Origin of the sequence: Deinococcus murrayi DSM 11303 (assembly GCF_000482805.1) — a bacterium.
GTDB lineage: Bacteria > Deinococcota > Deinococci > Deinococcales > Deinococcaceae > Deinococcus > Deinococcus murrayi.
Window position 1 is genome coordinate 61641 of sequence record NZ_AXWT01000020.1, and the last position, 18360, is coordinate 80000.

An 18360-nucleotide genomic window follows, 5' to 3' on the forward strand; every position below is an offset into this window, starting at 1 on the left:
ATGAAGCCGCTCCTCCTCGCCCTCCTCGTGGCGGCCCTACCCTCCCAGGCCGCCGCCCAACTCCGCACCGACATTCGCAAGGACACGCCCCCCGGACAGGCGACGATGAGGGTTTACGACGGCGGGAAGCTGCTGTTTCAGGCCACGACCCAGGGCTTGAACGCCGTGACAGAGAGCAAGTTCAGCGCGGATGGGAGGTGGCTGCTGAACATCGCGGACGGGCAGGGCTATGTGCAGCTCTGGGACGTGGAGAACGGCGAGCGGGTCAGGACCTTTCTGGGCACCTCATTCCGCGTGAACGGTGCAGACTTCACGCCGGACAGCCAGCGCTTGCTCCTGGATTTCAGCGGGGACCGGGCGCAGCCAGACACCAAGCGCCCCGCTTACTTCCCATCGCCATCTCTGTGGGACCTCGCCACCCTAGAGCGAATCGCCTTTCTCTACAACGACAAGCGCGAGAGTTTCTACGACGGGGCCGTGCAGTTCAGCGCCGATGGCAGGCGGATGGTCTTCGTCCGTACAACCGACTACTCCTCCGGCCCGGCCTCCATCTGGGACGCCTACAGCGGGCGGTACATCACCACGGTCCCTCGTCTCCCTTACCCGGCGGGCACCCGGAGCCGGTGGGGTGGAGCGAGTGGGAGCGGTGCCGGGGCCAGGGCCGCCCGCCTCTCCCCCGACGGCGGGCGCGTGCTGGTCCTGTACGTAGACGGACGACTGGCCGAGTACGACGCGGACACGGCGAGCCTGCTGAGGCTGCGGGGCAAACCGGCGGAGGCTCAGGCGCGGGCACAACTGGACACCTTCGCCAGGACGGGGAAATAGGGAAAAACAGGAAAAGCGGCCCCGTGAGGCCGCCTCCCTTTTGACTTCGGCGTCAGTCCGCCGCTTGCTCCCCCTGCTCCGGCGGGTAGACCTCGATGACGCCCGCGGCGCCCATGCCGCCGCCGATGCACATGGTAATCAGGGCCTTGCCTCCGCCCCGGCGACGCAGTTCGTAGATGGCGGTCGCGGTGAGCTTCGCGCCGGAGCAGCCCAGGGGGTGCCCCAGGGCAATCGCGCCGCCGTTCACATTGAGCTTCTCGTCATCGAAACCCAGCTCGCGGGCCACGGCGAGGCTCTGGGCGGCAAAGGCCTCGTTCAGCTCGATGAGGTCGATGTCGTCCAGGGTGAGGCCCGTCTGGGCGAGCACCTTCGGCACGGCCTTCACGGGGCCAATGCCCATCAGTTCTGGCTCAACGCCCGCGACCGCGAAGCCCAGGAACTTCGCCAGGGGCTTCACGCCGAGTTCCTGCGCCTTCTCGGCACTCATGACGAGGACAGCGGCGGCCCCATCCGAAAAGGGGCTGGAGTTCGCGGCACTCACCGAGCCGCCCTGCTTGAAGGCGGGGCGCACCTTGGCCATGTCGGCCAGGTTGGCGTCGCGGCGAATCAGCTCGTCTTTGTCGAAGAGGATGGTTTCCGACTGGAGCTTGGTGCCCTTGAGCCGGTCCACGCGAACGGGCACGGGGACGATTTCCTCATCGAACTTGCCCGCGTCCTGCGCCGCCGCTGCCCGCTGGTGCGAGCGCAGGGCAAACTGGTCCTGGTCTTCGCGGCTGATGCCGTACTTGGCGGCGACATTCTCGGCGGTGAGGCCCATGCCGATGTACGCACCGGGGCGTGCGTCGACCAGGTCGGGGTTGGGGCTGGGGTTGTGGCCGCTCATGGGCACCATGCTCATGGACTCCACGCCCCCCGCGAGCATCACGTCGGCCTGCCCGGTCTGGATGGCGGCGGCGGCCATCGCGATAGTCTGGAGGCCGCTGGAGCAGAAGCGGTTGACGGTCACGCCGCCCACGGTGTCGGGCATTCCGGCCCGCAGGGCAGCGAGGCGGGCGATGTTCAGGCCCTGCTCGGCTTCGGGAATGGCGCAGCCGAGGTACACGTCCTCCACGAGGGAAACGTCCACGCCCGCCCGCTTGACGGCTTCACCCAGCACCAGGGCGGCCAGGTCGTCGGGGCGGGTGTTGGCGAGGGTGCCTTTGACGCCGCGGCCCACGGGGGTCCGAACGGCGGAAACGATAACAGCGTCACGCATGGGAGTCTCCTTGTTGAGGTTAAGCGGCAAAGAAGCGTCTTTCAGGCGCAGGCTTCACAGCGCCGAATCATAGGGGGGAAGCATCGATAGCCCGGCAGTGGAGGTGCCCCGCGCCCACCGCCGCAGGCTGAGCCAGGCGCGGAACAGAGCGCCTCAGCCGCCCGCACGCGTTGGCCCTGCCACCGGTACGACGTCGCCCCGGACCCACTGGTGTTTGACATGCCACACCCAGATGCAACGCTCTGCCCCGGCCCCAGCAGCCCGGCAAAGGCGCGGGCAAGCCAGGCCAGGGGGTGGCGCATCAGCACACTCCGGAGAACGGCAAAGAGCATCACGGCTTCCTGAAAGGGACGATGTGAGGTCGAGGGGAGCAAACCGCCACGAGGCTGAGGGCCAGCCACCGTCATCCTCCCGCTCGACTCCCTCATGTCAGTTCCTCAGCGGCTTGCCGGTCTTGAGCATGTGCTCGATGCGCTGCTGAGTGCCCTTCTTGCCCAGCAGGGTCAGGAAAGCCTCGCGTTCGAGGTCGAGGAGGTGCTGTTCACTCACCTTCGCATTGCGGTTGTTGCCGGTGCCGCCGGAGAGCACGCGGGCGAGCTGCTTGCCGACCTCGGCGTCGTAGGGGGTGGCGTAGCCGCCTTCGGTCATGCCGTAGAGGGCCAGCTTGACGGCGGCGATGGCGGCGTCGCCCATCACCGGGATGTCCTGGCGGGGGGTGGGCTGCACGTAGCCGGGAGCCAGGGCGAGGACCATCCGCTTGGCTTCCTCGATGATGTGGTTTTTGTTCATGACCACGGTGTCGTGGTCGCGCAGGAAGCCGAGCTTGCGGGCCTCCAGCGCCGAGGTGCTCACCTTGGCCGTGCCGATGAGTTCAAAGGCCCGCTGCACGGCGGGGAGCAGCGGCTGGTTCGGATGAAGCTGGTCGGTAAAGCGCAGCAGCATCTCCTTGGTGCCGCCGCCCGCGGGAATGAGGCCCACGCCCACCTCCACCAGCCCCATGTACGTCTCCGCGCTCGCGACGATGTGGTCGGCGTGGATAGAGAACTCGCAACCGCCGCCCAGCGCGAGGCCGAAGGGGGCCGCCACGGTGGGGTGGGGGCTGAAGCGCATGGAGGTCGTGACCTGCTGGAACTGCCGAATCGCGTCGTCCAGCTCGTCCCATTCCTCGGCCTGCGCCTGCGAGAGGATGAGGGGCAGGTTGGCCCCGGCGGAGAAGTTCTCGCCCTGGTTGCCCACGACCAGGCCCGCGTAGCCCAGCTCGCCGACCAACCTGTGCGCGTCCTGCACGGCGCGGAGCTGGTCTTCGCCCAGGGCGTTCATCTTGGCGTGCCACTCGACGAGGAGCACCCCGTCGCCCAGGTCCACGATGCTCGCGCCGGGGCGCTTCTTGACGACCTTCGTCGCGTCCTTTTTCAGGTCGGTCAGGATGAAGTAGGGGGCCTGGTAGGGGGTCGGCTCGCCCGTCGGCGTGACGGTGGTGTCGCCCTCATAGAAGCGCTCGCGGCCCGACGTCTTCATCGCCTGGAGGAGGGGCGGCAGGGTACGGCCTTCCGCCTCCAGGTTCTGAATCACGGTCTGGACGCCCAGGGTGTCCATCGTCTCGAAGGGGCCTTGCTCCCAGCCAAAGCCCCACTTCAGGGCGTTGTCGATGTCCTGAAGGCGGTTGGAGACGTGCCCAGCCATCTTGGCGGCGTACCAGAAGCCGTCGTTCATCACCCCGCGCAGGAAGTCGCCCTCCTTGCCTTCGGCGGTGTAGAGGGCCTTCACGCGGGCGGCGAGGGGCTGGTTCTTGACGCTCTCGACAAGGGGCACTTTGACCTTGCCTCGGTCCTCGTACTCCAGGGTCTGGAGATTGAGCGAGAGAATCTTGGTCTTGCCCTTCTCGTCCTTCGTCTTCTTGTAAAAGCCGCCCCCCGTCTTGTCCCCCAGGAACTTCTTCTCCTCGACGAGCTTGCGGAAGGTATCGGTGAGGGTGAAGTCTTCGTCGTCGGGCGTGGCTTTGCCGAGGTCGTTCGCGACGTGGTAGATGATGTCCAGGCCGCTGAGGTCGGCGGTGCGGAAGGTCGCACTCTTGGCGCGGCCCAGCACGGGGCCGGTGAGTTGGTCTACCTCGTCGGGGGTCAGGCCGGTGCGCTCCATATGCCGCATCGCCCGGACGATGCCGTACACGCCGATGCGGTTGGCGACAAAGCCCGGCACGTCGTTGGCGACCACGATGCCCTTGCCGAGCACGTGCTCGCCGAACGCGCTAAAGGCTTCCAGCACGGCGGGGTCGGTCTTGGGGGTGGGGATGACCTCCAGCAGGTGCAGGTAGCGCGGCGGGTTGAAGAAGTGCGCCCCCACAAAGCGGCGCTGGAAGTCTTCCGAGCGGTCCCCTACTTGCAGGTGCATGGGGATGCCCGAAGAGTTGCTGGACAGGATGGCCGTCTTCTTGGCGACGCCCTCGACCCGCGCCCACAGGTCCCGCTTGGCATCGAGCTTCTCGATAATCGCTTCGAGAATCCAGTCGGCGTCCCTGAGCTTTTTCAGGTCGTCTTCGAGGTTGCCCGGCGTGATGAGAGAAGCGCGGTCCGGGTCCATGAAGGCGGCGGGGCGGGCCTTCAGAGCACGCTGGATGCCCTGCTTGGCGAGAAAGTTGCGGTCGGGGTTGTCCGGCAGCACGATGTCGAGGAGCAAAACGGGGATGCCCGCGTTGGCGAGCTGCGCGGCGATGGCCGCCCCCATCACGCCCGCGCCGATGACGGCGGCCTTCTGGATACGGTAGGGCTGAGTCTTCATGCGACCTCCTGCGGTGAGAGCCTGAAATCTTGAACTCGGTTCAAAGGGTAGGGGGCTGGGGGGCATTTGTCCACCACCGAGGTCACCGAGTGGGGGCGGGGGGTCTCAGCGTGCCGCCAGCCACGCCCGCGCCTCCCGCTCCAGCGCGGCGAAGGAGGCAAACCCCACCTCACGGGCGGCCCGGTCGCGGTCCCCCGTGCGGGCAAAGGCTTGCGCGAGCTGCCAGGGAGCGCCCACACCCGCCTGCCCCGCCAGGAACTCCACCACGCCGAGGCCCTGGCGGTAGGCGTGGTCCCACCACGCTTCGGGCACGGCGGGAAAGTCGGCCAGCTCCGCGAGGGGCACCCACCCGGCGCGGGCGTAGGCATTGGCGCGGTCCTGCCCCGCCCGCCAGCTCGACTCGGAAAAGAAGGCGCGGGCGGCAAAGTTGGCCAGCCCCTCGTGCAGCCACCAGGGGATGCGCCCGTCGCCCGCGGCTCCCCCAGCCTGTCCCGCCGCCGCCCCCACAGCGAGGTGGGCGAACTCGTGGGCGAGCACCCGCAGCGCCGTCGCCTCGGCCTGGGCGGGGGGACCGCCCGGCAGCACCAGCTTGATGGCCTCACCGGGTTCATTCCAGCCGGAGACGGGTTGCAGCGACGGGTACACGGTGGCGCTGAGGCGCTCGGCATCGGGGTAGACCTTGACCACGGCGCCCGGCGGCACGGGCAGGCCCAGCACCCGCTCCACCTCGCGGGCGGCGCGGGGGAGCAGCGGAGCGAGGAACGCCGCGTCCTGGGCCAGGCCGGGCACGCTCAGGGCGAGGAGGGTGCCCGTCTCGGTCAGCACCGGGGTTAGCGCCTCGCCCGCGTAGCGCCAGACCCCGCCTGCGCGCACGAGGCGCACAGGCAGGCTGACCCGCCGCACCTCGCCCGGCACCCGCGTCCAGACGAGGTCGAGGGTGGCGGTCGCCCCCGCGCCCTCCTCCCGCACGTCGCGGAACGTGTAGGTCACGTCGCGGGGGGGCCGCCGGGCGAGGTCGGCGGCGAAGCCCGCCCCCTCTGCGGTGAAGGTACCGCCGGGGGCAAGCAGCGAGCGGTAGGCGGCAGCGTCCCCGGCGCGGGCCGCCGCCTGGAGCGCCCCCGCCAGCTCCTGCGGGGTGCGCTGGGCGAGGGCCGCCGAATACAGCAGCAGTCCCGCGAAGAGGGCGGCCCGGAGGGTCATGGTTCAGGGTAATGGGCCTACGCGCCCGGCAAGAACCCTTTCACCACAAATACGACGACCAGCCCGCCCAGCGCCGCCAGCGCCGCGAGGCTGAGGCGACGGTCCCGCCTCCACGCGGCGACCGCCACCCACCCAGCCGCCAGCACGGGCACCAGCCCCACCCAGCCCACCGCGAGGGCGGCCAGGCGCGGAAAGAGCACGCCCGCGGCAAGCAGCCCGACCCCCACCCAGAAGCCCAGGGGGTAGAGCCAGTCGGGAAGGCCCGCGAGTTCGGTGTCAGGCGGGGTCACGGGTTACCACTCCGGGTACTGCTCTGGGGCGGTGCCCACGCTCTCCAGCACGCGGGGCAGCCGGACGCGGGGCGGAGCGTCCTGAAGGCCCTGGTAGGTCACGTCGAAGGTCCAGTCGTCGCCGTAGTCGAAGAGGAAGGTCCACTTCTCCTGCCGCCCGAAGGGTTCGGTGACGGGGACCCCCCGGACGCCGTATTCCTCGCGCCCGCCGGGAGTCAGGTTCAGCCCGGCCAGCCCGCCCGCAGCCGGAAGCTGCTGGAGCTGCTGGGCCGAGGCCAGGGACGTCAGCACCGCTTCGACGCCGCCGGGCTGCTCCAGCATGGCCCGCACTTCGGGGGGAATGGGCAGGTCGGGGCCGTCGTCTTCCACCTCCGCCGCGAGGGCCTCTTCGGCCAAGCCCGCGAGCCGCTCGCGCACGGCCTCCCGCAGCCGCTCCGGCACGCGGGGCAACACTTCCTCTTCCAGGCGGCGGGTCAGGAAGGTGGCCGCTTCGCGCAGCAGGGCCGACTGGCTCACGCCCCCCAGCGCCAGCGTGAGCGCGAGGTCGGCCTCGTCGGGCAGGCCCAGCTCGTCCGGCAAGCCGGGGAAAGAGAAGCTCGGCAGCGACCCGTTCCGCTCCAGGTCGCGGAACAGCTCGTAGGCCACCCGCGAGCGGTAGGGGTTCTTCCCATCGAAAAAGCCGTAGGCGTGGTCCAAGTCGAACCCGAAAGCCTGCACGATGGCCCCGGCCAGCGCGTCCAGGTCCGCACCCTCCGGCAGCCCCAGCACCCGGTAGGGGAACCTCCGCTCGCCCTTCACCTTGACCCGGCTGACCACCTTGAAAACGTGCATCCGCCGCCCCCTGCCCTGCTTTCTCGTCATAGACCGCCTCCTAAGTCCGTTGAACTTACCATTCCGCATTTTCGGGAGAGCACCGAAACTGCACCCCAGCCCAGTTCAACGTCCTTTTTCTGCCACGCGCTCCGCGCGGTTTATCTCAAAGATAAACGCAGTGGACTTAGCCCCAGTATTTCCACAGCAGTTGGCCCGCCGTAAAGACCAGCAGCACGCTGAAAAAGACCTTGAGCTGCGCCGCCGGAATGCGGCGTTGCAGCCCCGCCCCCGCCCGCGCCCCGACCAAGACGCCCAGCGCGACCCCGGCGGCGAGGGGCAGGTCCAGCAGGCCCCCCGCGTGGTACACCAGCGCGTTGCCCACGGCGGTCAGGCCCATGATGAAGGTCGAGGTGGCGATGGCCTGCCGGATGGGCACCCCCGCGAGGAGGTTGAGCACGGGCACCTGCACCGTGCCCCCGCCGATGCCCAGCAGCCCGCTCATCACGCCCGCAAAGGCCATCGCGGGGGGCACCAGGCGGCTGGGGGGGCGCTCGACCTCCACCCGCCTCAGGCCGCGCAGCAGGGTGTAGGCCGAGTACAGCAGCAGCCCCGCAAAGACGGTCGCCACGGCGCGGGCGGGCAGCACCAGCCCCAAGAAGGAGCCGACCGCCCCGCCCAGGATGGTGTAGGGCGAGAGCAGGTACCCCGTTCGCGCCCGCACCAGCCCCTGCTGGAGGTAACTCGCCGCCCCGCTGAGGCCCACCGCGAGCACGCCTATTTGCGACACCGCTACCGCCTGACTGATGGTGATGTCGCGCCCGAAGAGGGGCAGCACGAACTCCAGCGCGGGCACGACGACCACGCCGCCGCCCAGCCCCAGGATGGCCCCCAGCACCCCGGCGAGCAGGCCCACGGCGATGACAGCGAGGGTCAAGGTCGCATCACGGGAAGGAGGCTAACACGCCCTTCTCTGCCCGGCCCAGCTAAAGCAACCCTTTAGCCCAGCGGGGGGAAAGGGCCACCCCCATTTGCAAGGCTGAAGGCCGAGCACAAATGACTCGCCGCACCGCACAGGAGAGGGTACGGCAACGCGCCGAGAGAACCCACAGAGAGGGGGAAAAGCGATGAAACGATGGCCAGGGCCAGAAGCAACCCGCCAAGAGGTGTCCGCGGCGACCGGTCGGGGAGGAGCGCCGAACAAGCCGCAGCGGCCCCATCCCCTGCCGGGAGGCCGCCGATGACCCGCCGGGACACGGGGCCGCGTGCCCAAAGCGCGCAAAACGCCAGCCCGTCCGAGCGCGTGCTGTTCGGCGGCATCGGGGCGGGTCTCATCGCCTTGAGCTTGCGCCAGCGCGGGCCAAGCGGCCTCTTGCTCGCCACGACAGGGGCTTTGCTCGTCGCGGGCGCAGCGACCGGCCAGAGTCTCGGCGCGGCGGCCACGGGCGTGCGCCGCACCGAGGACGACCACATCAAGGTGCAAAAGGCGGTCACGATTGGCAAGGACCCCCAGGAGCTGTACGCCTTCTGGCGCAACTTCGAGAATCTGCCGCGCTTCATGGACCACCTGGAGTCGGTGAAGGTGCAAGACGGGGACGGTCAGCGCTCGCACTGGGTCGCCAAGGCCCCGGCGGGCACGAGCGTGGAATGGGACGCCGAACTCACCGCCGACGAGCCGGGCCGCCGCATCGCGTGGCGCTCGCTGGAGGGGGCGACCGTGCCCAACGAGGGCGAGGTGGAGTTTCGGCCCGCGCCCGGCGACCGGGGCACCGAGATTCACGTCTCGCTGACCTACCGCCCGCCGGGGGGCACCCTGGGGGCGACCGTGGCCCGGCTGCTGGGCGAAGACCCCAACGTGCAGATTGAACAGGACCTGCGGCGGCTCAAGCGGCTGCTGGAAGTTGGGCACATTCCCACCACCGAGGGTCAGTCCAGTGGCCGCAAGGGGGTCATGAACGCGGAGGCGAAGATGTACGACAACCGGAGGACCTCGTGAAGGCCGTCGTGTGGCAGGACGTGGGCCGCGTCGGCGTAGAGACGGTGCCTGACCCCCAGCTTCTCCAGCCCACCGACGCCATCGTGCGGGTGACCAAAACGGCCATCTGCGGCTCGGACCTGCACCTGCTTGACGGGTACGTGCCCTCCATGGTGCACGGCGACATCGTGGGCCACGAGTTCATGGGCGAGGTCGTCGAGGTTGGCCCGGAGGTGCGGCGGGTCAAGGTGGGCGACCGGGTCATCGTGCCCTTTCCCATCGCCTGCGGCAAATGCTGGTACTGCGAAAAGGGCCTGACCTCGCTGTGCGACAACTCCAACCCCAATCCGGGGCTGGCCGAGAAGCTGTGGGGCTACTCACCCGCCGGGCTGTACGGCTACTCGCACATCACGGGCGGCTACGCGGGGGGGCAGGCGCAGTTTGCCCGCACCGTCTATGCCGACGCCAACCTGTACAAGGTGCCCGACGGCCTGACCGACGAGCAGGTCCTTTTCCTCACGGACATCCTGCCCACCGGCTTTATGGGGGCCGAGCACTGCCAGATTGAGCCGGGTGACGTGGTGGCTGTGTTTGGGTGCGGGCCGGTGGGTCTCTTTGGGATTGCGAGCGCCTTTTTGCTGGGGGCCGAGCGGGTCATTGCCATCGACCGCTTCCCGGAGCGGCTGGAGATGGCCCGGACCTACGGCGCGGAGACGATCAACTACGAGGAAGAGAACGTCTTCGAACTCCTCAAGGAAAAGACCGGCGGGCGCGGCCCCGACAGCGTGATGGACGCGGTGGGCTTAGAAGCCCAGGCCCACGGCTTCCTGGGCGTGGCCGACGCGGTCAAGCAGACCACCCGCGTGCTGGAGAGTGACCGCCCCCACGCGCTGCGGGCGGCCATCATGGCCTGCCGCAAGGGGGGCACCGTCAGTGTGCCCGGCGTGTACGGCGGCCTCGCGGACAAGATTCCGGTCGGGGCCTTTATGAACAAGGGCCTGACCATGAAGACCGGGCAGACCCACGTGCACCGCTACCTTGACCGCCTGACCGGGTACATCGAGCGCGGCGAAATCGACCCCACCCGCATCATCACCCACCGCCTCACGCTCGACGAAGCGCCCCACGCCTACCACATCTTCAAGCACAAACACGACGGCTGCATCAAGTGCGTCCTCGACCCCTGGGCCGACCCCAGGGACCACGAGCCGGCGCCCGCGCCCCAGGCGCAGGGCTAACACCCCTCGCTGCGCGAGGCCCTCTCCCCAGGCGAGAGGGTTTTTTCTTTTCCCCTCTCCCCCAGCGGGAGAGGGGCGCTGCGCAGCAGCGGGGTGAGGGCTTCACTCCCGCCCCACCACCCAGCGCCGCTCTATGCCCGTCACCCGTCCCTCCTCCAGCCACACCAGCGCCGCCCGTGCACCGACGCCCCACAGCACGGCGGCTTGGCCGAAGCGCCAGCCCCAGGCTGCCGCCTGCCGCAGCCGCGCCCCGTGGACGAGAAGGGCGGCCTCGGCCCACTCGCCCTCGCCGTTGAGAGCGGGCGTAGGGGTCAAGCCGTCCCGCCGCACGAGCGCGAGGAGGTCCGCCTGTGCCCGTGCGTTGGCCGTGCCGGACGCCCGCCCTCCACCCGGATTCCAGGCGGTGACGATGGCCCAGCTCCCACGTGCCCAGCTCGGCGGGGGGGCGGGCGTGGGCGCGAGGAAGCCGCGCTCCTCCGGGGGGCCGTAGCTCGTGCCCAGGAAGGCGGCCCGCAGCTCGCGGTTCATGGGCCGTCCCTCAGGGCCGCACGGGAGTGGCTTCGGTGTTCAGCAACGGGGCCTGGCGAAAGCGCAGGGTCAGGCGGACCTTCTGGCCGGGCCGGAACTCCCCGGCGAGGACCACCCGGTAGGGGGTGTTCTCGCCCAGGGGCAGGGTGCCGGGCACCGGGATGCTCTCGACCGTCTCGCAGCGGGGGGTGCAGCGCAGCAGCCGGGCGCGGCCCGCCCCGCTCCAGACGCCCGTCAGTTCGTCGGCCCCGCCCACGTTGACCCGCCCCTGCAAGACGGCCCCGCCAAAGGCGGGCCGCAGCGTCAGCTCGGTGGCGGGGGCGCGGACGGCGAGGGCCAGCCCCAGCCCGGCGAGCAGCAGCGCTCCGGCGAGCCTCACGCGCCCTCCTCCTCTGGCCCGTCCAGGGTGTCCACCGCCGTCTTGGTCAGCTCGCGCAGGACGCTGGTGGCAAAACTGCCCTTTGGGAGGGTAAAGGCCACCGTGTAGCCGTCCTCTGCGGGCCGCACCTCGGCCTCCTCCAGAAAGACGCGGGTGAGGCGGCGGTCGCCCCGGCGGGAGGCGAAGACTTCCGGGGTCAGGCCGAAGGCGGCGAGGGCCTCGGCCTCCAGCGCTCCGGCGTCCAGCGTGAGGGGCCTCACCTTGCGCCCGAATAGGGTGCCCGTGGCGCTGACCTCGCCCCGCTGGGCACGGGGGGACTCGGCGGCGGCGTCCTCGACGAGAAAAACACCCCCGGTGTCGTGCTTTTTGGCCATGTCCCCGGCGAGCAGGCGGTCGAACAGGTCCCGTTCCAGGCGCAGGCTCAGGAAGCGGTTAAAGACCAGGCTCTGCACGCTGGTCGTCAGGAAGCGCCGCACGCGGGGGTCACGCACCCGCGACTCGCCGCGCAAGACGCGCAGGCCTTCTTCGGCATTCAGCCCCTGGAGGCCGAAGCGCTGCGGGCCGAAGTAGTTGGGCACTCCCCCCGCCGTGAGCAGCGCGAGGGTGGCCGCCGCCGTCCCCGCCGTCCCCGGTGCCCCGCGCACCCGCACCACAAAGCGGTTGCCGCGCAGGTGCCCCAGCCCCAGCTTGTTGCCATGGCGGGTGACCTCCAGCACCCGCACGCCGCCTAGGGCAAAGCGCCCCAACTGGGATTCGTACCGGGCGGGGAGACTCAGCCACTGGGTCGTGACGGCGTGGCGGTCTTTTAGCCCGGCGACCCCCAAGTCGCGGTCGCGCACGCCGAGCTGAGCGCTCAGCTCGTGCAGGACGTGGGCGGTGGTGTGCCCGGTCTTTTCCAGCCGCAGGTAGAGGTGTTCGCCCTCCCCGGAGAAGGGATAGGCGGGAAGTTCCTCGACCCGGAAATCCTCCGGCACCGTTCGCAGGCGGCCCCCGGTTCCGGGCGTCTCCGTCCGCGTGGCGAGCGCCGTCCAATCAAACACCAGACTCACGATTTCCCCACCCTACGCCCCCCGGCGGGGCCAGGGGGTGAGAGAGCAGGGGGGATGGGGGGAGAGGGACCCCTCAGACGGATTCCGGAGAATCCGTTCCAGCCCCTTCGCTCCGCTCTCCTCCGGAGCTGTACCAGTCCGGTGCTTCCACTCCTCTGGGTCACCGCCTTTCCTTCTCCTGTCAGTCGGGGTTCCAGTTCTTCCAGAGCTGTTCAACCGGAATGCTTTTCAGTTCAGCACCCGTTCGCCCCCGCCCGGCGGCGTCCAGTCGGCGCGAAAGAGCTGCGACGGCCCCGGCCCCGGCTCCCGGCGGTACCACACCCGCACCCCGCGCTCCCAGCCGCGCAGGGGGAGGTAAGCGTGCCCGCCGCGGGGAAGCACGTTGAGGGGCACGCCGCCCTCGTCGCGCACCCGCAGCCAGGCGTTCGTGCCGGAAGGCGACCACCCCGCCAGCCACAGCGGGCCGTCCGAGACGTTGGTGAGCTGCGCCCCGCTCCCCGTCAGGGCGAGGCTGAGGTCGGGCCACGGGGGAACCTGGACCGGACCGAAGCGGACCTCCAGCCCCAGGCGCGGAGCCGCGGGGCGGGCACGGAAAAGAGCGCGGGCCAGCAGCCCTCCCGCCCCCGCGAGCAGCAGCCCCAGGGCGGCGGCCAGCGCTGCGGCGGTGTCTGCGGGCCGCCCGCCCCCCGGCGCGGCAAGCAGCGCCAGCAGCGCGAGGCCCAGCAGCACCCCCACCAGCGGCCACGCCCCGCCGGGCCGGCTGCGGGCGGGGCGGTAGGCCCCCGGCCAGTACTCGGCGAGCAGCAGCGCCGCCGCCCCCAGCCCGAAGAGGGCCGGAACCTCCAGCAGCGGCGCGAGCAGCAGCGCCCCCCACCCCGGCACCGCCCACCACGCCACGCGGGGCAGGTGCCGCCCGCGGGCCTCGCGCCCCACTCGCCCCAGCCAGTAGGCCGCGACGAGGGCGAGGGCGAGGGCATAGAGGGGCGTGACCTCTCCGGCAAAGGTCACGCTGACCCCTCCCCCGCCCCAGCGGGCTGCCCGTGCCGCCGGACTTCGGAGACGAGGTGGCCGAGTTCGTCGCGCAAGAGGCCCTCCCAGGCGGTCTGCACGGCCCCCCGGCTGCCGGGCAGGGCAAAGAGCAGCGTCTCCCCCGCCAGCCCGCCCACCGCCCGCGAGAGCATGGCGGCAGCCCCCACGTCGCGGTAGCTCAGCATCCGGAAGAGTTCCCCGAAACCGGGCAGCGGCTTGGTGAGCAGCGACTCCACGACGGGCACCGTCACGTCGCGCCCGGTGAGGCCCGTGCCGCCCGTCGTGAGCACCACGTCGGCCCCCGCCATCAGCTCGCCCAGGGCAGCGCGGATGGCCCCTTCCTCGTCGCGGACGATGCGGGCGGCGGTGACCTCGTGGCCCGCCGCCTCCAGCGCGGCCCGCAGGTAGGCCCCACTGGTGTCGGTGTCCGGGGTGCGCGTATCGCTGACGGTGAGGACGGCGGCCCGCACCCGCCGGGGCGCGGCGGCGCGGTGGGCGGCGGGGCCGGGGGGCGGGGGGGCAGGGTCGGCCATGACGCCCGCACCATACGCCGCCCCCGGACCGGGCGGGCGGGGGCAGGGTCACGGTCGGGGCGGGGCGGGGGGCGGGGCGGCGGCCTATACTGGCCCGCGATGAAGCCCATCGGCCCCTACGTGGCCGCGCGTGACCTCGGCGGCGACCCCACGGCCCCCGCGTCCGTGCGGACGCTGCGTGCGACCGACCGCCTGACCGGGATGCCGGTGCTGCTGCATGTGCTGCCCCACGCGGCCCCGCTGCCGGAGCTGCCCGATTCGCCCGCCCTGCTGCGGCCCGCCGAGGGCGGCGTGGACGGCGAGACGGTGTACGTCGTCACCGAGCTGCCGCCCCACGCGCACCCGGCCCGCGACCCCCTCCTCGCCGCGCGGGGCGGGCTGGAGGCCCTCGCGGCGCTGCATGCGGCGGGCCTGACCCACGGGGGCGTGAGCGCCGCGCAACTGTGGAGCGTGGACGGGCAGGTCGCCCTCGCGGGGGCCGGGCTGCCCTGGGGCGGCGACCCCACCCCGGCGGGGGACGTGCGGGCGCTGCTCGCGGCGCTGGAGACGCTGGGCGAGCTTCCGGCTTCCCTGCGCGGCGCAGGGGAGGACGCGACCGCCGCCGACCTCCTCGCCCGGCTGAACGCGCCCGCGGAGGTGCCGCCGCTGCGGGTGCCCCCTCCCGCCGAGGCCGCCGAGCCGGACGCGCCCCCTCCGCCTCCGGCCCCCCCAGCGGAAGCAGCAAAGGAAGTCGGGGAGGGGACGGCGGCCCCCGCGCCCGCGAACACTCCCCTCCCCCCCCGCCCCACCTCGCGGCGGCGGCTGAGCGAGGACGTCCGCATCACCTGGAACCCGGACGGCACCCGGCGGGTGGTCAAGCCGGGGCAGGAGGCCCGGCGCGGAAGCCGTCGCCCCGCGTGGTTGTGGCCCCTGCTGGCGCTGCTCGTGCTGCTCGCGCTCGCGGCGGCGCTGTGGGCGTGGCGGTCGGGGGGTGGGGGGGACGCGACGACCGCCACCCGGACGGCGGCTCCGGCCCCCGCCTGCTGCCCCCTCACCTTCGCCGTGCAGGGCGAGGCCCCCGGCCCGGTGCGCCTCAGCGTGGTGCGGGCACCCGCCGGGGCGGGGCTGAAGGCGGGGGCCGAGGTCGGCACCGCCCCCGGCGAGGTCACCCTGCCCGCACCCGGCGAGTACGTCCTGCGGGTGGCCGCCGACGGCTACGCCCCCGCCGAGGTCACCGTGACGGCCCCCAGCGCGGTGCCCGTGACCATCGACCTGGCCCCGTAGGGAGCCGCGCCCCGGCAAGCGGACCATGTGCCACAATCACGCCCGTGAGCCTCGTCATTCTGGACTTCGGCAGCCAGTTCACCCGCCTCATCGCGCGGCGCTTCCGCGAGCTGGGAGCCTACAGCGTGATTCTGCCGGGCACCGCCAGCCTGGAGCGCATCGCCCAGGAGCGTCCCCAGGGCCTCGTGCTGTCGGGCGGCCCCAGCAGCGTCTACGACCCCGGAGCGCCCCGCCCCGCCCCCGGCGTGCTGGAGCTGGACGTGCCCGTGCTCGGCGTGTGCTACGGGATGCAGCTCCTCGCGCACGAGGCGGGCGGCGAGGTCGCGCGGGCGGGCAAGCACGAGTACGGCAAGGCCGACCTCACCCGCTACGGCGGCGAGCTGTTCCGGGGCATTCAGGGCGAGTTCGTCGCTTGGATGAGCCACGCCGACGCGGTGACCCGGCTGCCGGAGGGCTACGAGGCCGCCGCCGAAACCGCTGACACCCCGGTCGCCGCCATCGAGAACCCGCGTACCCGTCGCTACGGGGTGCAGTTCCACCCGGAGGTCGTCCACACGCCCAAGGGCGGGCAGCTCCTCGCCAACTTCCTGGACCTCTGCGGGGTCGCCCGCGACTGGACCGCCGAGCACATCATCGACGACCTGATTGAGGAGGTGCGGGCGCAGGTGGGCGAGGAAGGCCGGGTGCTCCTCGCCATCAGCGGCGGGGTGGATTCCTCCACGCTGGGGCTGCTGCTCGCGCGCGCGGTCGGCGAGCGCCTCACCGCCGTCTTTATCGACCACGGACTGCTGAGATTGGGCGAGCGCGAGCAGGTCGAGGCGGCCCTGCGGCCCCTGGGCGTCAACCTCGTGACGGTCGACGCCCGCGCCGAGTTCCTGGGGGCGCTCGCGGGCGTCCACGACCCCGAAGAGAAGCGCAAAATCATCGGGCGCGAGTTCATCCGGGCCTTCGAGCGCGAGGCCCGCAAGTACGGCCCCTTCGACTTCCTCGCGCAGGGCACCCTCTACCCCGACGTGATTGAGTCGGCGGGCGGCACCCACGGCGACAAGTCGGGGGCGGCCAACATCAAGAGTCACCACAACGTGGGCGGCCTCCCCGACGACCTCGCCTTCAAACTCGTCGAGCCGTTCCGCACCCTCTTCAAGGACGAGGTGCGCGAGATTGCCCGGCTGCTGGGCCTGCCCGACCACATCCGCATGCGCCACCCCTTCCCCGGCCCCGGCCTCGCCATCCGCTGCCTGGGAGCCGTCAGCGAGGAGAAGCTGGACATCCTGCGGCGGGTGGACGACATCTTCATTTCGGGGCTGCGCGAGTTCGGCCTCTACGACGGGTGCAGCCAGGCCCTCGCGGTGCTGACGCCCATCCAATCGGTCGGCGTGATGGGCGACGGGCGCACCTACGCCTACACCGCGGCGCTGCGGGCCGTGACCACCGACGACTTCATGACGGCGGAATGGGCGCGGCTGCCCTACGAGTTCCTGGCGACCATGAGTAGCCGCATCGTCAATCAGGTCCACGAGGTCAACCGCGTGGTGTACGACATCACCGGGAAGCCGCCCGCGACGATTGAGTGGGAGTGAACCTCAGCCCCGCTTGACAGTCTCCATCCCGGCCCGCATATTGAGAAACGATAATATCGTTTTTCGACGAACCTGCGTCGGGAGGTCTCTATGCGGCTGTCGCTGTCCACTCTGCTGTCGGTGCTCTATGCGGGCGTGACCCTGGCGCTCTGGTTGACGTGGCTGGGCGTTTTCCTGATGGGTGGTGTGGCCCTGTTCTCCCTTCCGGCAGGACTGGTCATGATGTTGGTGGTGCTGCTGCTCCTGCCGACTGCACAGGGGCTGGGGCACCTGCGGGCGGCGCTGCGCCGGGCGCGGGACTTTACCCCGCTGGACGGCGAGGTGGCGCGGCGGGTGGGCGAGGGCGGGCGCTGGTTGCTGGGAGCGGGTCTGGTCACCTTGCCCCTGGGGGCACTGGCGCTGTGGCTCGACCCGGACAACGTGCAGCTCACGTGGACGCCGGGCGGCGTGCTGTCCACCCTGCTGGCCCTGGCCGTGCCGCTGCTCCTGATAGGTCTGAGCGATTGGCTCGACAGGGGACGCCGCCTGCGCGACCACGCCCGCGAGGTGGTGTGATGGGAGGCGACACGGTGGCACGGCCCGCGCTTCGCTGGCTGGAGGCCCTGTGCCTGGGAACACCGCTGCTGCTGGCGCTCTCGGCGGCGCTGGCCGCCCACCTGGGAGTTGCCGTGGACTGGCAGACAGACGCCGTACCCCTGCTGCTGGGGTTGCCCGTGCTCGCACTGCTGTGGTGGGCCGCACGCGCCGCGACCCTGGTGGGGGCGGCCCGTGCCGTGACCTGGGCCGGTATCCTGCTCACAGGCCAGGCGTTGCTGGCGGGAGTCTTGACCCTGCTGGAGCCGGGCCGCCCCCCCGCGCCGCACATCATGGCGGCCCTCATGCTGGCGCTGTCGGGCAGTGTGGGCACCTTTCTCGCGCTGCTGCCCGGCCTGGGTCTGCTCGCCCTGGGTGCCGTGCTGCACGAGGTCGCCGCCCTGATTCAGGACGAGGAACTGACCGTCTGATGCCCATTGAAGTCCGCCTCGACGAGCGGCTGCGCGAGCGCGGCATGACCCTCTCCGAACTGTCGGAGCGGGTGGGCATCACCCTCGCCAACCTCAGCATCCTCAAGACGGGCAAGGCGCGGGCAGTGCGCTTCAGCACCCTGGAAGCGATCTGCGAGGTGCTGGAATGCCAGCCGGGCGACTTGCTGGTCTATACGCAGGAAAAATGAAACCCCCCGCCCATCACCGGCGGGGGAGTTTCTTTCAACTTCTGCGTTCAGCGCCCGGCGGGCACGAACTCGCGGTCGGCGAAGTCCTCGCGGCGGGCCTCGCCCCGGTCACGGCCGCCCTGACCGTCGCGGTTCCAGCGGCCCTGGCCGCCGCCGCGCGAGCCGCCCCCGTCGCGCGAGCCGTAGCCCCCGCGGCCACCGCCCTGGCCCTGGAAGCCGCCGCGTCCGCTGCGGAAGCCGCCTTCATCACGGTCGCGGTAGCCCCGGCCTCCGCCGTAGCCGCCGCCCTGACGGCCCTCGCGGGCGGGGGCCTCGAACAGTTCGGGCAGCTCCTGGGCGACCTCAACCTGCACCTCGCCTTCCAGCGGATTGGCAGCGAGCAGCCCCTCGACGAACTCGCTGGGCACGTCTGCCA

20 protein-coding genes (1 of these 20 cut by a window edge) are annotated in these 18360 nt (G+C 71.2%); 8 read left to right on the forward strand and 12 right to left on the reverse strand.

Annotated elements, in window-relative coordinates; all coding sequences use genetic code 11:
• A complete protein-coding gene (locus H565_RS0104645; RefSeq protein WP_027460022.1) occupies positions 1-825 on the forward strand; it encodes a WD40 repeat domain-containing protein in 825 nt (274 codons plus the stop codon).
• A 52-nt stretch (positions 826-877) separates the two neighbouring features.
• Here H565_RS0104645 and H565_RS0104650 read toward each other — a convergent pair whose 3' ends face one another.
• The 6 genes from H565_RS0104650 to H565_RS0104675 all read right to left on the reverse strand — a co-directional run bounded on the left by H565_RS0104650 (position 878) and on the right by H565_RS0104675 (position 8095).
• The gene (locus tag H565_RS0104650) at positions 878-2080 is read right to left on the reverse strand and encodes a thiolase family protein (protein WP_027460023.1); all 1203 of its coding nucleotides are present in this window, start codon (positions 2078-2080) and stop codon (positions 878-880) included.
• Between the two features lie 429 nt (positions 2081-2509).
• Positions 2510-4858, reverse strand: coding sequence for a 3-hydroxyacyl-CoA dehydrogenase/enoyl-CoA hydratase family protein (locus H565_RS0104655; RefSeq protein WP_027460024.1), 2349 nt, complete (start codon positions 4856-4858; stop codon positions 2510-2512).
• 105 nt (positions 4859-4963) lie between these two features.
• A complete protein-coding gene (locus H565_RS0104660) occupies positions 4964-6058 on the reverse strand; it encodes a hypothetical protein (RefSeq protein ID WP_027460025.1) in 1095 nt (364 codons plus the stop codon).
• A gap of 17 nt (positions 6059-6075) precedes the next feature.
• Complete coding sequence (locus H565_RS0104665) at positions 6076-6348, reverse strand: hypothetical protein (RefSeq protein ID WP_027460026.1); 273 nt, start codon at positions 6346-6348, stop codon at positions 6076-6078.
• Positions 6349-6351: 3 nt separating this feature from the next.
• Positions 6352-7209 (reverse strand): plasmid pRiA4b ORF-3 family protein, encoded by an 858-nt coding sequence (locus H565_RS0104670; protein WP_157468876.1) that lies wholly within the window; start codon positions 7207-7209, stop codon positions 6352-6354.
• Positions 7210-7345: 136 nt separating this feature from the next.
• Positions 7346-8095 (reverse strand): sulfite exporter TauE/SafE family protein, encoded by a 750-nt coding sequence (locus H565_RS0104675; RefSeq protein ID WP_027460028.1) that lies wholly within the window; start codon positions 8093-8095, stop codon positions 7346-7348.
• A gap of 303 nt (positions 8096-8398) precedes the next feature.
• On the opposite strand from H565_RS0104675, the gene H565_RS0104680 reads away from it, so the two are divergent.
• Both H565_RS0104680 and H565_RS0104685 read left to right on the forward strand, forming a co-directional pair.
• Entirely contained in the window at positions 8399-9154 is a 756-nt protein-coding gene (locus H565_RS0104680; RefSeq protein WP_027460029.1) for an SRPBCC family protein, read from the forward strand.
• Positions 9151-10371 carry a zinc-dependent alcohol dehydrogenase gene (locus tag H565_RS0104685; protein WP_027460030.1) on the forward strand — a complete coding sequence of 407 codons (1221 nt, stop codon included), beginning with the start codon at positions 9151-9153 and terminating at the stop codon, positions 10369-10371. The genes H565_RS0104680 and H565_RS0104685 overlap by 4 nt, the downstream gene beginning before the upstream one ends.
• A gap of 102 nt (positions 10372-10473) precedes the next feature.
• Here the strand turns inward: H565_RS0104685 and H565_RS16945 are convergent, their stop codons facing one another.
• The 5 genes from H565_RS16945 to H565_RS14330 all read right to left on the reverse strand — a co-directional run bounded on the left by H565_RS16945 (position 10474) and on the right by H565_RS14330 (position 13889).
• On the reverse strand, positions 10474-10899 hold the full coding sequence (locus H565_RS16945) for a DUF3293 domain-containing protein (RefSeq protein ID WP_034408395.1): 426 nt from the start codon (positions 10897-10899) through the stop codon (positions 10474-10476).
• 10 nt (positions 10900-10909) lie between these two features.
• Entirely contained in the window at positions 10910-11278 is a 369-nt protein-coding gene (locus tag H565_RS0104695) for a hypothetical protein (RefSeq protein ID WP_027460031.1), read from the reverse strand.
• Entirely contained in the window at positions 11275-12327 is a 1053-nt protein-coding gene (gene truD, locus H565_RS0104700; RefSeq protein ID WP_027460032.1) for a tRNA pseudouridine(13) synthase TruD, read from the reverse strand. Before truD ends, H565_RS0104695 begins: the two co-directional genes overlap by 4 nt.
• Positions 12328-12555: 228 nt before the next feature.
• Positions 12556-13335 (reverse strand): hypothetical protein, encoded by a 780-nt coding sequence (locus tag H565_RS0104705; RefSeq protein WP_027460033.1) that lies wholly within the window; start codon positions 13333-13335, stop codon positions 12556-12558.
• Positions 13332-13889 (reverse strand): MogA/MoaB family molybdenum cofactor biosynthesis protein, encoded by a 558-nt coding sequence (locus tag H565_RS14330; protein ID WP_034408398.1) that lies wholly within the window; start codon positions 13887-13889, stop codon positions 13332-13334. Before H565_RS14330 ends, H565_RS0104705 begins: the two co-directional genes overlap by 4 nt.
• 99 nt (positions 13890-13988) lie before the next feature.
• Between H565_RS14330 and H565_RS14335 the strand changes: the two genes are divergently transcribed.
• The 5 genes from H565_RS14335 (at position 13989) to H565_RS0104735 (ending at position 17945) form a co-directional block, all read left to right on the forward strand.
• Entirely contained in the window at positions 13989-15152 is a 1164-nt protein-coding gene (locus tag H565_RS14335) for a peptidase associated/transthyretin-like domain-containing protein (RefSeq protein ID WP_034408401.1), read from the forward strand.
• A gap of 44 nt (positions 15153-15196) precedes the next feature.
• Complete coding sequence (gene guaA, locus H565_RS0104720) at positions 15197-16732, forward strand: glutamine-hydrolyzing GMP synthase (protein ID WP_027460034.1); 1536 nt, start codon at positions 15197-15199, stop codon at positions 16730-16732.
• Between the two features lie 90 nt (positions 16733-16822).
• The gene (locus H565_RS0104725) at positions 16823-17287 is read left to right on the forward strand and encodes a hypothetical protein (RefSeq protein WP_027460035.1); all 465 of its coding nucleotides are present in this window, start codon (positions 16823-16825) and stop codon (positions 17285-17287) included.
• 14 nt (positions 17288-17301) lie between these two features.
• Positions 17302-17736, forward strand: coding sequence for a hypothetical protein (locus H565_RS0104730; protein WP_157468877.1), 435 nt, complete (start codon positions 17302-17304; stop codon positions 17734-17736).
• A complete protein-coding gene (locus H565_RS0104735) occupies positions 17736-17945 on the forward strand; it encodes a helix-turn-helix domain-containing protein (protein ID WP_027460037.1) in 210 nt (69 codons plus the stop codon). The genes H565_RS0104730 and H565_RS0104735 overlap by 1 nt, the downstream gene beginning before the upstream one ends.
• Before the next feature lie 47 nt (positions 17946-17992).
• Here H565_RS0104735 and H565_RS0104740 read toward each other — a convergent pair whose 3' ends face one another.
• Positions 17993-18360, reverse strand: partial view of a DEAD/DEAH box RNA helicase gene (locus H565_RS0104740; protein ID WP_027460038.1) — the 3' end only. 1453 nt of this gene lie beyond the right edge of the window; the window shows 368 of its 1821 coding nt (coding positions 1454-1821); its start codon lies off the right edge, out of view; its stop codon occupies positions 17993-17995.

What these genes read in the sequence shown, in the direction of transcription:
- H565_RS0104645 (WP_027460022.1), top strand. Translation starts at nt 1, where the DNA reads ATGAAGCCGCTCCTCCTCGCCCTCCTCGTGGCGGCCCTACCCTCCCAG.
- H565_RS0104650 (WP_027460023.1), bottom strand. Translation starts at nt 2,080, where the DNA reads ATGCGTGACGCTGTTATCGTTTCCGCCGTTCGGACCCCCGTGGGCCGC.
- H565_RS0104655 (WP_027460024.1), bottom strand. Translation starts at nt 4,858, where the DNA reads ATGAAGACTCAGCCCTACCGTATCCAGAAGGCCGCCGTCATCGGCGCG.
- H565_RS0104660 (WP_027460025.1), bottom strand. Translation starts at nt 6,058, where the DNA reads ATGACCCTCCGGGCCGCCCTCTTCGCGGGACTGCTGCTGTATTCGGCG.
- H565_RS0104670 (WP_157468876.1), bottom strand. Translation starts at nt 7,209, where the DNA reads ATGACGAGAAAGCAGGGCAGGGGGCGGCGGATGCACGTTTTCAAGGTG.
- H565_RS0104680 (WP_027460029.1), top strand. Translation starts at nt 8,399, where the DNA reads ATGACCCGCCGGGACACGGGGCCGCGTGCCCAAAGCGCGCAAAACGCC.
- H565_RS16945 (WP_034408395.1), bottom strand. Translation starts at nt 10,899, where the DNA reads ATGAACCGCGAGCTGCGGGCCGCCTTCCTGGGCACGAGCTACGGCCCC.
- H565_RS14330 (WP_034408398.1), bottom strand. Translation starts at nt 13,889, where the DNA reads ATGGCCGACCCTGCCCCCCCGCCCCCCGGCCCCGCCGCCCACCGCGCC.
- H565_RS14335 (WP_034408401.1), top strand. Translation starts at nt 13,989, where the DNA reads ATGAAGCCCATCGGCCCCTACGTGGCCGCGCGTGACCTCGGCGGCGAC.
- H565_RS0104725 (WP_027460035.1), top strand. Translation starts at nt 16,823, where the DNA reads ATGCGGCTGTCGCTGTCCACTCTGCTGTCGGTGCTCTATGCGGGCGTG.
- H565_RS0104735 (WP_027460037.1), top strand. Translation starts at nt 17,736, where the DNA reads ATGCCCATTGAAGTCCGCCTCGACGAGCGGCTGCGCGAGCGCGGCATG.